At 69.7% G+C, this 12,338-nt stretch carries 12 protein-coding genes; 7 read left to right on the top strand and 5 right to left on the bottom strand.

The genetic code is table 11. The features are described 5' to 3' along the window. The first annotated feature begins 1 nt into the window (after position 1). The 3 genes from MED15_RS04330 (at position 2) to MED15_RS04320 (ending at position 3,035) form a co-directional block, all read left to right on the top strand. The gene (locus MED15_RS04330; RefSeq protein WP_112604180.1) at positions 2-436 is read left to right on the top strand and encodes a hypothetical protein; all 435 of its coding nucleotides are present in this window, start codon (positions 2-4) and stop codon (positions 434-436) included. Next, positions 433-1,011, top strand: coding sequence for a TlpA family protein disulfide reductase (locus MED15_RS04325; RefSeq protein WP_112726964.1), 579 nt, complete (start codon positions 433-435; stop codon positions 1,009-1,011). Before MED15_RS04330 ends, MED15_RS04325 begins: the two co-directional genes overlap by 4 nt. A gap of 128 nt (positions 1,012-1,139) precedes the next feature. Beyond that, complete coding sequence (locus MED15_RS04320; protein WP_112734815.1) at positions 1,140-3,035, top strand: CocE/NonD family hydrolase; 1,896 nt, start codon at positions 1,140-1,142, stop codon at positions 3,033-3,035. Between the two features lie 175 nt (positions 3,036-3,210). Here the strand turns inward: MED15_RS04320 and MED15_RS04315 are convergent, their stop codons facing one another. Further along, a complete protein-coding gene (locus tag MED15_RS04315; RefSeq protein WP_112734814.1) occupies positions 3,211-4,404 on the bottom strand; it encodes a DUF418 domain-containing protein in 1,194 nt (397 codons plus the stop codon). 211 nt (positions 4,405-4,615) lie between these two features. On the opposite strand from MED15_RS04315, the gene MED15_RS04310 reads away from it, so the two are divergent. Beyond that, positions 4,616-5,503, top strand: coding sequence for a TetR/AcrR family transcriptional regulator C-terminal domain-containing protein (locus MED15_RS04310; RefSeq protein ID WP_112734813.1), 888 nt, complete (start codon positions 4,616-4,618; stop codon positions 5,501-5,503). Between the two features lie 124 nt (positions 5,504-5,627). On the opposite strand, the gene MED15_RS04305 is transcribed toward MED15_RS04310, so the two are convergent. Further along, on the bottom strand, positions 5,628-6,713 hold the full coding sequence (locus MED15_RS04305) for a hypothetical protein (protein WP_112734812.1): 1,086 nt from the start codon (positions 6,711-6,713) through the stop codon (positions 5,628-5,630). A 241-nt stretch (positions 6,714-6,954) separates the two neighbouring features. Here MED15_RS04305 and MED15_RS04300 point away from each other — a divergent pair, with 241 nt between their 5' ends. After that, positions 6,955-8,157: a low temperature requirement protein A gene (locus MED15_RS04300; protein WP_112734811.1), complete on the top strand. Its 1,203-nt coding sequence runs from the start codon at positions 6,955-6,957 to the stop codon at positions 8,155-8,157. A gap of 14 nt (positions 8,158-8,171) precedes the next feature. Here MED15_RS04300 and MED15_RS04295 read toward each other — a convergent pair whose 3' ends face one another. The 3 genes from MED15_RS04295 to MED15_RS04285 are packed head-to-tail and all read right to left on the bottom strand — an operon-like array spanning position 8,172 to position 10,476. Beyond that, positions 8,172-8,852 carry a GOLPH3/VPS74 family protein gene (locus MED15_RS04295; protein ID WP_112604166.1) on the bottom strand — a complete coding sequence of 227 codons (681 nt, stop codon included), beginning with the start codon at positions 8,850-8,852 and terminating at the stop codon, positions 8,172-8,174. Beyond that, positions 8,849-9,568, bottom strand: coding sequence for an ABC transporter permease (locus MED15_RS04290; protein WP_112697561.1), 720 nt, complete (start codon positions 9,566-9,568; stop codon positions 8,849-8,851). The genes MED15_RS04295 and MED15_RS04290 overlap by 4 nt, the downstream gene beginning before the upstream one ends. A gap of 26 nt (positions 9,569-9,594) precedes the next feature. Next, the gene (locus tag MED15_RS04285) at positions 9,595-10,476 is read right to left on the bottom strand and encodes an ABC transporter ATP-binding protein (protein ID WP_112726967.1); all 882 of its coding nucleotides are present in this window, start codon (positions 10,474-10,476) and stop codon (positions 9,595-9,597) included. A 107-nt stretch (positions 10,477-10,583) separates the two neighbouring features. Between MED15_RS04285 and MED15_RS04280 the strand changes: the two genes are divergently transcribed. Together MED15_RS04280 and MED15_RS04275 are read left to right on the top strand one after the other, a co-directional pair. Then, complete coding sequence (locus MED15_RS04280) at positions 10,584-11,738, top strand: sensor histidine kinase (RefSeq protein ID WP_112727011.1); 1,155 nt, start codon at positions 10,584-10,586, stop codon at positions 11,736-11,738. Next, the gene (locus MED15_RS04275) at positions 11,735-12,337 is read left to right on the top strand and encodes a response regulator transcription factor (protein WP_112583248.1); all 603 of its coding nucleotides are present in this window, start codon (positions 11,735-11,737) and stop codon (positions 12,335-12,337) included. Before MED15_RS04280 ends, MED15_RS04275 begins: the two co-directional genes overlap by 4 nt. The last annotated feature ends 1 nt before the right edge of the window (position 12,338 follow it).

The following is a 12,338-nucleotide window of genomic DNA, read 5'->3' as shown; positions in this document are numbered from 1 at the left end:
CGTGCGGCGAAGCATCACGACTCTGCTGCCCCTGCTGCTGGCCGGCGCGACCGGCTGCGGCACCGTCGGCGCCGCCCAGGAGGCGGTCGATCCGACGACCGTCCGGGTCCTGGTTCGCGACATCAACATCCGGGCCGCAGGCGTGGACTGCGCCGGCACCGGTCCGTACCAGCACTTCCACAACCGGGCGCCGTTCCGCGTGCTCGACCCGGACGGAGCGGCACTGGCCAGCGGGCAGCTGCCGGCGGGGACCGCGGTGGCCGCCTTCGCCGAGGATCTGGGGGTCGAGCGCCTGCCCACCTACTGCGAGTTCGCCGTCGGAGTGCGCGTGCCGCAGCGGACCTCCTATCGGCTGGAGGTGGACGGCCGCCCGGCGCTCGACCTGACGCCGGACAGCAGCGAGGGCCCTGCGCTGGTGGCGGTGGTCCCGTCATGAGGCGGGCACTCCTGCCACTGTTGCTGGCTGCGGCGCTGCTGGGCGGATGCAGCACGCCCGAGCCCGAGCCCGCGCCGGCGCCCGCCGGAGGGGCGGCGGCGCTACCCGGGCCGGTCCCCGCCGACCTGGCGCTGCGCCCGGCGCCCGGCACCGCCCCGGCCGCCCCGGCGTTCACCGGCGCGCTGACCGACGGCACACCGTTCGCCGCCGCCGAGCTGTGGGCGCAGCGTCCCGTCGTGCTCACCTTCTTCAGCTCCTGGTGCACCACGTGCGCCAGCAGCCAGGCCGCGCTCAGCGAGCTGGCGCGCAGCTATCGGGACCGGGTGGTCTTCGTCGGCGTGGCCGGCGCGGACCAGGCCGACGAGGTCCAGGACTACCTCCGGGCTCACCGGGTGGAGTACCCGGTCGTCCTGGACGACCAGCAGACGATCTGGCGTTCGTACGCGGTGCGGGAACCCCCGGCCGTCGTGCTGGTGGCCAAGGGTGGCGCCCTGCTCCGCGGCTGGCCGGGTGGGCTGGACGCCCCGACACTCGACCGGCGGCTGCGGGAGCTGGTGCTGGCCGACCAGCAGTAGTCCCGTCGCGCAGGCACCTCGGTGCGGCCCGCGTCGAACCACACCCGGTGAAGTTCCTACACGTGCAGATGGTGGTGCAGGCCACCGGCTCGTAGCGTACGCAGCCTCGGACACATCAAGGAGACTGCATGCCTACAGTGGGAACGCGCTGGCGCACAGGCGTGGCCGTACTGTCCGCGACTGTGCTCGCCGCCCTCGGCGCGGCGCCGCAGGCGTCGGCTGCGGACGGCCCGCCGTCGATCGTCGTCCAGGACGGCGTCACCCAGCCGGTGTTCGGCTACGCCGACGCCATCAGGGAACGCCTGTTCATCGACTCCACCTTCGACAGCGACAACGACGGTCTGCGCGACATCATCGCGTTCGACCTGATGCGACCGGCGGCCACCGCGCAGGGGCTCAAGGCCCCCGTGGTGATGGACGCCAGCCCCTACTACTCGACGGTCTGCCGGGGCAACGAGTCCGAATGCAAGGCGGACCTCGACGGCGACGGGCTGCTCGACAAGTGGCCGCTGTTCTACGACAACTACTTCGTGCCGCGCGGCTACGCGGTCATCCTGCTGGACATGGTCGGCACCAACAACTCCACCGGCTGCCCGACCACAAACGCCAACCAGGACAACCTGAGCGCCAAGCAGGCCATCAACTGGCTCAACGGCCGGGCCACCGCCCGCAACGCCGCCGGTGAGGTCGTCAAGGCGGACTGGCACAACGGCAGGACGGGGATGATCGGCAAGTCGTACGACGGCTCGCTGGCAATGGCCACGGCGGTGACCGGCGTGAAGGGCCTGACCACTGTCGTGCCCATCAGCGGACCGACCGAGTACTACGACTACGTGCGCAGCAACGGCGTGGTCACCCGTGGCAACAGCTACGTGTCCTCGCTGGCCAACACGGTCACCAACCCGGAGCGCCGGGAGTACTGCAAGCCGGTGCGCGACGCGATAGGCGCCGCCGATGGCGACGAGCACGGCGACTACACGGCCTTCTGGAACGAGCGCAGCTACGTCAAGAAGGTCCCCAACGTCACCGCCAGCGTGCTGCTCTACCACGGCCTCAACGACGACAACGTCCGGCCGGACCACTTCAGCAAGTTCTGGTACGCCCTGGCGGAGAACAACGTGCCGCGCAAGCTGTGGCTGTCGCAGGAGGGCCACGTCGACCCGTTCGACTCGCGCCGCGCGGTGTGGGTGTCGACGCTGCACCGGTGGTTCGACTTCTGGCTGCAGAACGTCGCCAACGGCATCATGGACGAGCCGCGGGTTGACCTGGAGCGGTCCGCCGACGTGTGGGAGACCCACGCCGACTGGCCGATCCCCGGCAAGGCGGACACGGAGGTGTTCCTGCAGCCCGGCACCACCGGCGCGGGCGGTCTCGGGCTGGTGCCCACCGCGAAGCCGGCGACCGGGGCGTTCCAGGACAGCCGCACGCAGAGCCAGAACACCATGATCCTCAACCCGGACGTGGTGCAGCCCAACCGGCTGGCCTTCCTCTCCGCGCCACTCTCCGCGCCGCTGCACATCTCCGGCACACCCACAGTGCAACTGCGGGCCTCCGCCGACCAGACCGACACCAACCTCGGGGCGATCCTGGTCGACTACGGCACCGACGAGCGGGTCGCGCACCGGGCCTCCGGCGAGGGGATCATCACCCTGACCACTGAGGACTGCTGGGGCCAGAGCAGCCCGACCGACGACGGCTGCTACAAGCAGACCACGAAGCGGGTGGCCACTGCCGACTACGAGCTGGTCACCAAGGGCATCATAGACGCCCAGAACCGGCAGTCGATCCGCGTCGCCGTGCCGCTGGTGCAGGGGGAGTCGTACAACTTCAGCTTCCCGCTGCTGCCGGAGGACTATGTCTTCAAGCCCGGCCACCGGATCGGCGTGATCATCGTGGCCAGCTACCCGCAGTACTCCAGCCAGGCGGACACCACCGCCGCGAACCTGCAGGTCGCGCTGAAGAGCAGCAACATCGTCCTACCCGTGGTCGGCGGTACCGCCGCCGCACACGCCGCCGGCCTCTGACCGGCTGACCGGCGGGCCGCCACGCGCGGCTCGTCACCGGGACGGCCCGGCGATCAACCCTCCGCGGAGGGCCGACGATCGTCGGGCCGTCTCGCTGCCGACACCTGGCCAATCTCGCCGGGGAAGCCACCACCAGCCGCCGCGAGCCGGTGCGCGCAGGTGTGAGCTGTCGGACCTACCGTCGCATGGCGGGTCGCCTGCTATGGGTCCACCCGCGCAACGCCCATTCGAACGGGCCGTACCGGAACCGCCGCATCCACCAGTAACTGGCAGCCACCTGGGCCACAAAGATTGTCAGTGCGATGAGCAGCGTCTGCGCCGGCGAGGTGTGGCCGGCCAGGCCCAGCCCGACGCCGGTGAAGACGAGCACGCAGATGAGCGACTGGCCCAGATAGTTCGTCAGCGCCATGCGTCCCGCAGGCGCCAACGCGTCCGCGACGCGCGGACGCCGTGTGAACAGGCGCAGTAGAGTCGCGGCGTAGGCCGCCGCGAGGAACGGCGCGGTGAGGATGCTGACCATCAGTCCGGTCATGTTCGCCGTGCCGCCGCCGATCGCGAACACTGTGGCGCCGGCCAGACCAACCGGATAGCCGACCCGCTCGCATCGGCGCAGCAAGTTCTCGTGGGTGTGCGCGGCGGCGAGCATCCGGTGCTTGCCAGCGGCCAGACCGACGAGGAACGCGGCGAAGGCCAACGGCCCTTGCACGGCGAGTGCGCCGAGCATTGCCGGCAACGAGCGCAGGTGCTCCAGGACGACATCACCGAGCCCTCCGCGTAGGGCCTCCGTCGAACGCGCACCGGCGGTGACCGCGGCGGCCTGGTCCGGTACCACCGCGGCACCAAGAACCGCGGCCAGACCGACCAGGAACGCGACAACGCCCACGATGATCGCCGCCGCAGTCAGGGCGGAGCGCGGCTCGATCCGCCGAACGGCGAGCAGCACGAGACCGAGCAAGGCGTACGTGGTGAGGATGTCGCCGTGGAACAGCAGCACCGCGTGTAGCGCGCCGAGTACGAACAACCCGGTCAGCCGGCGCAGGAACGACCGGCCGAAGACCGCCCCGCGCCGGGCCGCCGAGTCGAGTTGCAGGGTGAAGCTGTAGCCGAACAGGAATGAGAACAGCAGGTACGCCTTCATCGCGAACAGCAGTTCAACCGCACCTGCGACCAGCCGGTCAAGTGCGCCGTACGACGGATCACTGACCAGTTGGAACGCATACCCGGAGCTGAAGTACCACACATTGACCAGCAGGATGAGCAGCAGCGCAACCCCGCGCAACGCGTCCACGACGTTGATCCGGGCGTCGTCGATGTTCTCGGCGGACACGTCCAGGGCATGGCCCTGCTGGCCAGGTCGGAGCGCAGTCATGACATCGCTCCTCGGGAGGCCACGGTGTCGGCGTACGTGACGTTGTGGGGCGCGGTCACCGGGCCGTGGTAGGTCTTGCGAAGCGACTTCAGAGGCACGAAATCAGTCATGTCGTACAGCGTATGAGTGCACTAGCAACCGGCAATAGTGAGGCTGGCACCCGTATTCATCCACGGGGTACCGTGACTGCACTAGTGCACGGGAGGCTGCTGTGGAGGAACCGCCGTACCGCCGGATCGCCGCCGATCTCGCGGACCGGATCGCCTCGGGCGAGCTGGCGCCCGGGGCGAGGATCCCGTCGACCCGGCAGCTCATGGCCGAGTACGGGATCGCGATGGCGACCGCGACGAAGGTCCTGGCGACGCTGCGCGAACGGGGTCTCGTTGAACCCGTGCGGGGCGTCGGCACCGTGGTCGCCGCCGCTGGTGCGGGTAGAGCACCCGACCCCGACCGCGAGCAGGTGGTCGCCGCCGCCGTGGCCATCGCCGACGCCGAGGGGCTGCACGGCCTGTCGATGCGCCGGCTCGCCGGCCAGCTCGACATTCCGACGATGGCGATCTACCGGTACGTGGCCGACCGGGAAGAGCTGGTGCTGTTCATGATCGACAAGGTCATGGCCGACAACCCGCCCCCGGCCCTCACCCCGGACCACGACGGCTGGCGGGTCTGCCTGGAGGCCTTCGCCCAGTTGCAGTGGGCGATGTACCGTCGGCACACCTGGCTGGCCCAGGCACTCTCCTTCACCCGGCCACTGCCGGCCCCGCACGCCATGGCCCACACCGAGTGGGCGATGCGGGCCTTGGACGGGCGCGGGATCGACCTGAACGCACAGTTCACGGCGGCGGTGACGGTGGCCAACTACGTGCGCGGCACGGCGGTGAACCTGGCCGAGGAGGCGCAGGCCGAGCAGGACAGCGGCCTGACCGACGCCCAGTGGATGGCGGCCCACGGAGAACGGATCGGTGCGGTCCTGGCCGACGGGCGGCTCCCGCTGATGGCCCGCTTCATCACCGCCGACGACATGGTCTGGAGCCTGGACACGCTCTTCGAGTTCGGCCTCCAGCGGCTCCTCGACGGCCTCGCCCCGCTCCTGCGATGACGGAATCCGCCTCGCGCGCGGCCACGACGACCACCGGCACTGCGGGCTCAGCCTCGCCGCGAGAGTGCTGGCCCTTGACCGCGCCGGCAGCAACGGAAACCGCCACCGCCGGCGCGGCCCGACGTCAGAGCCGGGAGGTGAAGGTGGCCAGGAAGCGGTGCGGGGTGACGACGCCGGCGTTGTCGAAGCAGATGACGTCGACGTCGGCGTTTGTGGTGTAGGTCCAGGGTTGGGTGAGGTGGCAGTAGTTGCTACCCGTGCCCTGCGCCACCACCTGGGCGTGCGTCTCCTTGAGGCCGACCTGCGGGAAGGTCGCCAGGTAGCGGCCGGCGGGCGCCAGCGGTGCCACCGTGTTCGCACCGACGCCGAGCACCGAGTTGTCGTTGGTCGGCCCGCCGACGGCGGTACCCAGGTAACCGAAGTACGAGGGCGGGCCGAGGGAGCCGATCACCGGCCGCCGACGGTGGTACGAGAGGACGAAGTCGGTGTTGATGAACGCGCCGGCCTGGTCGTAGCAGAAGACGTACACCTGCACACCGGTGCCGACCGCGCTCCAGGAGTTGACCTTGCAGCGGCGGGGACCGGCGTTCGGCTGCACTGCGGTGACCTGCACGTTGCCGGCGAGCAGCCCGGCCAATCCCACCCCGGGTAGCCGCACCAGGTACTGCCCGACGCCCACCGGCCCGGCAGTGTTCACCACGCCGGTGGAGTTGTACGTCTGCGCCACCAGGCCGCTGGTCCACTGCACGTACGCGTGGGCGGTAGCGGCCGGCAGCACGCCCGAGCTGGTCGTCCAGAGCACTGTGAACGGAGTGTCATCGCGCGTGCCGCCCGGCTTGTGGCACTGCACGTCCACGATCTCGTCGGCGCCCGACTGGAACCAGCGGACCACCTCGCAGTAGTGACCGGTCCGGTTCACCGGGGTCACGTGCGGCACACCCCGTGAGCTGGCACCTATCTGCGGGAAGCGGACCTGGAACCGGCCGGGCGCGAGCTTGATGCCGTCGGCCCAGGCGGCCGGGAAGGCGGTCTTCCAGCTACCCCATTGCCGGCTGGTGTCCAGCACGGTCCAGGCCGGCACGGTGGGGTCCTTGACGTACGCGAAGCCCCAGCGGTCGGCGGTGGCCGCCGCGGCCGGTGCCGGCGGCGCGAGCGCGCCGGCGGCCAGGACGGCGGCCAGTGCTGTGGTGACGAACGATCGGAGACGCATCTGTTCCTCCAGTCGACGGGAACATGTCGGAGAGGAGTGTGCACGTAGTGATCTGATGGTCACAGTCGGCTACATCGTGCTCTGGTGTCGGCTGTCCGCTACCCGTAACCCAACTTCTGAGCAGTGCGAGCACATCGCGGCGCTTCGGGTCTGCGCCGGCGTTCTTGGCTTATCGACTCGACGACCTGCCCGGCGTGGTACCAATACCCAGACAGGCGAAGCCGGCAGGAATGGGCGGCCCATGTCGACAAGGGCAGCAGCGCTGCTTCGAAAGCCTGGGCAACCGCAACGACCGAGCCTTCTGGAACTCTTCTTCGACCTGGTCTTCATCTTTGCCCTCAACCGGGTTTCGCAGCGGCTGGTCGAGGAGCTCACCGAGCAGCGAGTCGTCCTCATCGAGGCTGGCGAGACGCTGTTGTTGCTGCTGGCCTTCATGGTGCTGTGGTTCGTCACGGCGTGGGTCACCGACCTCTATGATCCGCAGCGGCCGCAGCTTCAGGTGCTGGTCTACACCGCCATGCTCGGGGCGCTGGTGATGGCAGTCGCGGTGCCGCAGGCGTTCGGGGACAGAAGTCTGGCCTTCGCCGGCGCGTACGTCGCCGTCCACATCGTTCGTGGGCTGGTCATCGTGCCGATACTGCGTGGCCACGAAGCCCAGCGCCGAGCGGCTGGAGTGTTCTTCTGGTTCACGTTGTCGGCCGTGCCCTGGATCGCCGGCGCGATCGTGACGGATTGGGCCCGCAGCCTGTTGTGGACGCTCGCGATCGCCATCGACGGCGCGGCACTGCTGCTGTTCTACCCTGCGCCGTGGTCCCGCCCCACCCAACGGCGGTGGCCCGTCCTGGCCGAATACCTGTCTGAGCGCTACCGACAATTCTTCATCATTGCGCTGGGCGAACTGATTTTGACGACCGGCTCGGCCTACAGCGACACATCGTTCCGGCAGGGCGGAGCCGCAGCGGCCTTCGCGGTTTCATTCATCACCACTGTGCTGCTGTTTCGCGTCTACGTCTTCAGGGCGGGTCAGTTGTTGCCCGAAGCCATCAGAGCCGCCGCTGAGCCGGCGCACCTCATCCGGGAAGCTTTCCTCGCGCACGTACTCATGGTTGCCGGGATTGTCGCCGTTGCCGTCGGATACGAAATCGTGATCGAACATCCGTTCGGGCACACCGAGGCCGCGTGGATCCTCGTTGTCCTCGGCGGACCGATGCTTTTCCTGATCGGGCGAGCCTTGGTGGAACATGCCGTCTTCGCCCGGGTGTCCCACTCCCGGATCATCGGCGCTCTGGCGCTTGCCGGCGCCTCGCCGTTCATGATCCTTCTGCCGCCGCTGGCCGTGGCCGTCACCGCCGTCATCGTCCTCGCCGGCATCGCCGCTTCCGACGCCGCCCACGCCAGGGGGAAACCGCCCGAACGGCCGCACCCGGCCAACTCCAGGCAGTGAGCGGCGGACGCGCCCTAGTTTCGAGGTAGCACGGTGATGGCCACGACGGCGCTGTTGACGACGGTGGCCGTCACGGTGCGGGTCACGGCCGCCGCCGCGGCGTCGGCACCCCAGTTGCCCCGCTCGAGTTCCCTGGCTCGGCTGATCACCGGTGACGTCCACGGGATCTCGCGGTGGAACTGCGGGAGCGTTCCGCTCGCCGAGAGCAACGCCGCGAGCGCGGCGACACGGGCCTGCGGCTCCGCGCCGTCCACGAGGACCCGACGAACGTCGGCGAGCAGGCGGGCCCGTCGTTCGGTCCTGCCCTCCCGCAGGGCCGTCGTCCGGAACAGGCCGAGCACCTTACGGGGCTCCTGGTCGATGTCGCCTCGCGCGATGAGCCGCTCCAACACCGGCTTGCGCAGGGCGGGACCGATCGCGGCCAGGGCCGTCTGCACCCCCCTCGGTTTCTCGGCGAGGTAGTCCCACGCCGGGCGCAGGAGACCATCCGATGGTGGGTGACCCGACACGCTCCTGAGCCGCTCCCGGTCCGTCGTGGTCAGGTGATCGCCGAGGGCGAGGTCTGCGAGGACGGCGCCGCCGAGGACGTAGAAGAGGGTGTTCTCTCCCGCGATGGTCCCGGACCGGGGTTGGAACAGGAGCAGCAGGAGATCTTCCACCACTGTCGGCGCGTCCGACCGGGCTTCGGTGGTCATCGGCGGGGCTCCCAGCGGAAGAGTCGGCTGGCCAGGGCGACGGCGACGACGACCCAGCCGAGCGTGGGCGCGAGCAGGAGCAGGGAGTCGGTCACGGCGACGCCGCCGTTCCAGGCGTTCATGGTCAGTTCGGTGGCCGCGCCACCGGGCAGCAGCCGCTTGAGCCAGGCCAGGTTCTCGGTGCCGGAGATTCCCACCCAGCTGGCCATGGCGATCACGCCGAGGGTAACGGGCAGGGTGGTGACCTGGGCGTGTTCGGGAGAGTTGGTCAGCCCGGCCGTGGCCAGCGCCAGGCCGATCATCATGGCCACGGTCGCGAGGACCGCCACCACCAGGAGGGCGACGTTCGCCGGTCCGCCGGCGACCACGGCCAGAGCGGTCAGGATCGCGGTCACCTGCACCACGGCGAGAAGAAGTACGGGCAGCAGCAGGCCGGCGAGGATGCCGGCGTCGCCTTCGGCGGTGGAGCGCAGCCGCTTGAGGAAGAGATTCTGCCGCCGGGACGCCAGGGTGGTGACGGCCGTGGCGTAGAGCCCGAACGCGGCCACCGTGAACACGACGATCGCGGCGATGTAGCCGAGGCTCCCGATGGCGGCGTAGGTCTCGTGCTGACGGACGAAGAACGCACAGACCGCGAACGGGATGATGAGGCTGGTGATCAGCACCAGCCGGTTGCGGAAGATCTGGATGAGTTCGCTGGACGCGATGGACAACACGGTGAGGCTCCTCGCGGAAGATCGAATCAACTGTTGATGGCGCGGAACACGTCGTCGAGCCGGGTCGGCCCTGCCGCCAGGTCCCGCAGTTCCACGGCGTGGTCCTGGGCCCAGCCGAGCAGGAGGTGCAGGTCCTTCTGCAGCTCGAAGGTCTCGACCGTGACCTTCCCGTCCGCGTCGACGGCGGCCCGCACCGGCAGCGCCGGCACCGGTGCCGGGAGCGAGAAGCGGATGACCGCGGGCAGGGTGCGGGTCAGCTCGGATACGGTGCCTTCCCGGTGGAAGGCGCCCTCGTGCATCAGCCCGATCCGGTCCGCGCGCTGTTGTGCCTCCTCCAGGTAGTGCGTGGTGAGGACGATGGTCGCGCCGTTCTCCCGGAGCCGGTCCACCGTCGTCCAGACGGCGTCGCGGGACTGAATGTCGAGGCCGGTGGTCGGCTCGTCCAGGAAGATCAGCTCCGGGGTGCCGTAGACCGCGGTGGCGAAGTCCAGCCGCCGCTTCTCCCCGCCGGACAGCTGCGACACCTTGCGGCCGGCTCGGCCGGTGAGGTCGACAAGGTCGAGCACCCGGTCGACGTCGTCGGTGCGCCGGGTGAGCCGACCGACCAGACCGACGGACTCACGGACGGTGAGGTCCGGGGAGAATCCGCTCTCCTGGAGCATGACACCCATTCGGGGACGTACCGCTCGTCGGTCGTCGGGGCGGTGCCCGAAGACGCGTACCGTGCCCGAGGTTGGCCTCCGGTGTCCCTCGACAACCTCCAGGGTCGAGGTCTTTCCGGCTCCGTTGGTGCCCAGCAGTGCGTAGAGCTCTCCGGGTCGTACCTCGAAGGAGAGGTCCTTGACGGCGTGGAAGTCGCCGTAGGTGAGGTTCAGCCGTTCGACTTCGATGACGGGTGTGGTGGACATGCACCTATGACAGCGCGGGCGCGGCCGACCCGTCAGTGGCACCACGTCATCACCGCATGTGACGTGGTGTCACTGGTCGTGGCCCCTGGCTGCCGGATACTGAGGTGGTGACCGGGAGATCGCCGCGCTTCACCGAGTCGACGCAGGGAAGACTGCGGCGGCTCAACCTGGCCACGTCACTGCCGCCGGTGGTGTTCGCCGCGGTGGTCCTGCTCTACACCGATGCGCGTACCTGGTGGCACGTCGTCGTCCTGGCGCCGGGGGCCGTGGCGGCCGTGGTGGCCTTCGAACGGTGGACGGCCAACGACCTCGCCCGGGTCGCGCTGCCCTGCCTGGTCGTAGCGGCGGCGGTCTGGCCGCTCGGGGTTCTGGTGACCGGCAGCCCCAACGCCTACTGGGGTGTCTGCGCCGTAGGTTCGCTTGCCCTGCGCGAGGTGCGACGACGCCGGAAGCTGGTGGTGGCCGGGCTGTTCACCTACGTCGCCGCCGTCGGCGCGGCACGGCTGCTGGTGCAGCGGGACGACATCGGTCACGTCCTGGTCACCTACGTTCTCATCCCGACCGCCCTCACCGTCATCGTGACGGTCTTCACAGTGGTGGGCGAGCGCTTCTACGACCTCATCCGGGAGCTCGAACAGACCCGGGAACGCGAGGCGGAGCTGGCAGTGGTCCGGGAGCGCGTGCGGTTCGCCAGCGACCTGCACGACATCCAGGGCCACACCCTGCACGTGGTCAAGCTGAAGATCGCCCTGGCCCAGCGACTGCTGCTCCGCGACACCGCTCGGGCGGAGAAGGAGCTGCGGGAGACGTACACGCTGGTCAGCGACACCATCGCGCAGACGAAGGAACTCGCCTACGCGCAACGGCGGCTCAACCTCACCGCCGAGATGGAGAACGCTAAGAACCTGTTCGAGGCCGCCGGCATCCGGGTCCGGGTGACCCGGGAGGCCGAAGTCGATGCCCGCGCCACCGAACTGCTCGGGCAGGTGCTGCGGGAGACGACCACGAACATCCTGCGGCACGCGCAGGCCACCCAGGTGCAGATCACGCTCGCCGCGTCGGGCATCACCATCGTCAACGACGGCGTGACCGCCACCACGGCCCTCGAACTCAGGGGACTTGCGGCGCTGAGGCAACGGGTGGCGGGGGACGGGGGTGAGCTGACCGTGGAACAGAAGGACGGGCGGTTCCTGACCGCCGCGGTCTTCCCACCCGCTCGGGCCGACGCGGCCCCGACGGTCAGCGGGGAGGACGGCCGATGACCACCATCGTGCTCGCCGACGACGAGGCGCTGCTGCGCACGGCCCTGGCCGCGCTGCTGCCGATGGAGGGCGACATCACCGTTCTCGCCGAGGCGCAGGACGGCCGGACGGCGATCGCCGCCACCCTGCGGCACCGGCCCGACGTGCTGGTCATCGACCTGGAGATGCCGGGCGTGGACGGCCTGGGCGCGGTCGCCGAGATCCGCCGCGAGCGACCGGAGCAGGTGATCCTCATGCTGACCCGGCATGCCCGCCCCGGCGTGCTGCGCAAGGCGCTGAAGCTCGGTGTCCAGGGCTTCGTCAGCAAGTCCGCCGAGCCAGCCCACATCACCTCGGTCATCGCCACTCTGCACTCGGGAAAGCGCTGGATCGACCCGGACGTGTCAGTGCTCGCCGTCACCGAGGACTGCCCCCTCACCGACCGTGAAGCCGACGTCCTGCGGGTCACCGGCGAGGGCTACTCGGTCGCCGACATCGCCGCTCGGCTCCACCTCGCTCCGGGCACCGTCCGCAACTACCTCTCCAACGCGATGCGCAAGACCCAGACCCGGACCCGCCACGAAGCGGCCCGCTACGCCCGCGAACACGACTGGCTGTAGA

The organism is Micromonospora noduli (assembly GCF_003264475.1).
Classification (GTDB): Bacteria; Actinomycetota; Actinomycetes; order Mycobacteriales; family Micromonosporaceae; genus Micromonospora; species Micromonospora noduli.
This window is presented reverse-complemented; position numbering and strand designations above follow the sequence as displayed.